Genomic DNA, 2,247 nt, shown 5'->3' on the forward strand with positions numbered 1-2,247 from the left:
GTTCATTTCGTTCTAGTCAGTCAGGCCGTAGAGGCGCGTGCGAAACGCCACCTTGTCCTTCAAATATGTGGTTTTGAGAACGTCCACAACATGCGATCGCCAGGCGTCGCTGAAGCCGCCATAGTCCTTGTAGAAGCCGTCCTTGTTGAAGATGTAGCGCGAGACGAAGTCCGACGGCACGAAATCCGAGATCAGCCGGTTGGTCAGCCAGGCGTCAGGATGGTCAGGCTTGGCGCGGATCACCAGGAAGCGCTGCTGCGGGAAGACATCCTCGATCTTCAGGTGGCCGAGCTGGGCGATCTCGCGCTTGGCGGCGTTGAGGAAAGGGAAATTGCCGTCGCTGGTGATCAGGTCGGCATGGCTCTGGATCCAGGTCTGCAGCCAGACCTTGTCGACATTGGTCAAGTTGCGGTTCGGCTCGGCATCGCGGATCAGCGCGCGCACCACCATCTCGGCGCGGTGCTCGAGATAGCCCGAGGCCTCGACCCAGGAGGCGCGCGGCAACTCGATGCGGCCGGTGGTGGCGAGGAACTTGAATACCTTGTCGGCGTCGTTAATGGAGAGATAGCTGACCTGCCACGGCCGCGAACGGCGGAAGCCTGGCGCCGCAGGATCGCTGATCACCGTCGTCACATCCGGGTCGACGAAGACGTAAAGGCCACCGAAATGGCTGGTCCAGTAGGCGTTGTGGCGGAAGATCACCTGGTCGGGCACCAGCGCGTTCTCGCGGATGTCGCCGCAGATCTTGGCGAGCTCGACCATGCGGTTCAGCATGGCGCTGTCGCGCCAGGCGTCGGGCTCCTGCTTCAACCGGTCGACGAGCTTGCCGAGCTCGGCGGCCTTGCCCAGCACATCCTCAGCCGACAGCACCTTGAACTCGACCTGGCTGATCGACAGCAGGTCCTCGATATCGTTGACCTTGGGAACGGAATCCTCGATCTCGCCGTAGATGACATCCTTGATCGTCAGCGCATCGATGGCGCGCTGGTTCTTGGACATGAACTCGAACATCAGCTGCGAGGTGTTGGAGAAGGCGGTGTGCACCACCGGCAGGTCGATCTGCGACGGCGTCAGGATGATGAAACGGCGGTTGACCTCGTTGGGATCGAGATAGTCGTAGTCGTCGCATTCCTCGGCCACTTCGGGCGAAAAGCCGGTGCGATCGATCTGGAAGGTCTTCAGCTTGGTCGGCTTCAAGCCGAATGCGGCGAGCGCCTTGTTGTAGCGCTGGATCAGATGCGGCTCGTCGACCGTCAGCAGCCGGCCATAGATCAGCTCATTGTCGCGCAGGAGATCGGGTTTTTTGGCGGGGCTCATCTTGCCTTCTCCCACAAGGGGTGAAGGGAAGGCCGGCGCAGCTCACGCATTCCATAGCCCCTTCTTCTTCATCTCCTCCATCTCGCGCGCAGCCCGTTCGCGCAGGCGGGCGTCGCGCAGCAGTTTTTCCACGGCGGAGTCGTCGGACTTGTCGGAATAACGGAACTCCGAGTCGGCGTAGCGGTTGATCTCCTGCATGACCATGTCCATCGAGAACGGCCCGCGCAGTTCCTCGATCATCGCTTTCTTCTCGTCGTAGCCCTTGTGCATGAAGACTTCCGGCTTCTCGAACCAATCGTCGGGAAGCTCGATGTCCATGGCGCGCATCTTGATGGCGTCGGTGACATTCTTGATGGCGCGACCGGTGAAGCGGGGCTCGGCATCCTTGATCAGGTGCAGATAGGTGCCGATATCGGCCATCGATTTCGGCGCGCCGTTCTCCTTCATGTAGCGCTCGTAGACCTTCATCAGCCCATCTTCCTGCGGCTTCTCGTGCTCCTCATAGGCTTCGGTCACGGCGCGCTGGATTTCCTGCGCGGCGTAGAGGTCGTGGTCGCCGAGCGGGATCTTGTGGTTTTTCCCCGCCAGCAGGACAAAAATATCGATGTAGTCGTCGCGGCTCTGCGGCCCGTCGACCAGCCAGCGGGCGCCGGCGCGCTGGCGCAGCGCGTCGTCGACATTTTCGGGGTAGTTGGAGAACATGCCGAATGAGCAGTTGCCGCGCACCACGGTGGCGGCGCCGGCGAAGGCGTCCATCAAGACGCCTGTTATTTCCTGCTGGCCGGCCGAGGCGCGGTCGTCGGAGCGGCGCGCCGCCACCTGGTCGATGTCGTCGATGGTGCCGAAGCCGATGACGCGCGGGTTCAAGACATTGTTGATGAACTGGCGGCAGTTCTGGCCCGACTTGCCCTGGTAGGACGAGATCTGGTC

Annotated in this window: 2 protein-coding genes; both read right to left on the reverse strand. The window is 61.6% G+C overall.

Annotation, left to right across the window (positions count from 1 at the left end):
• Positions 1-12 precede the first annotated feature (12 nt).
• Positions 13-1,317, reverse strand: a complete 1,305-nt coding sequence (locus tag EN932_RS34460; protein WP_127369343.1) for a DUF6638 family protein — start codon at positions 1,315-1,317, stop codon at positions 13-15.
• Positions 1,318-1,359: 42 nt separating this feature from the next.
• A partial coding sequence (locus EN932_RS34465; RefSeq protein WP_164890791.1) for an AAA family ATPase occupies positions 1,360-2,247 on the reverse strand: 888 nt, incomplete at its 5' end.

It is taken from the genome of Mesorhizobium sp. M7A.F.Ca.US.002.01.1.1, from assembly GCF_004022955.1.
Lineage (GTDB): Bacteria > Pseudomonadota > Alphaproteobacteria > Rhizobiales > Rhizobiaceae > Mesorhizobium > Mesorhizobium ciceri.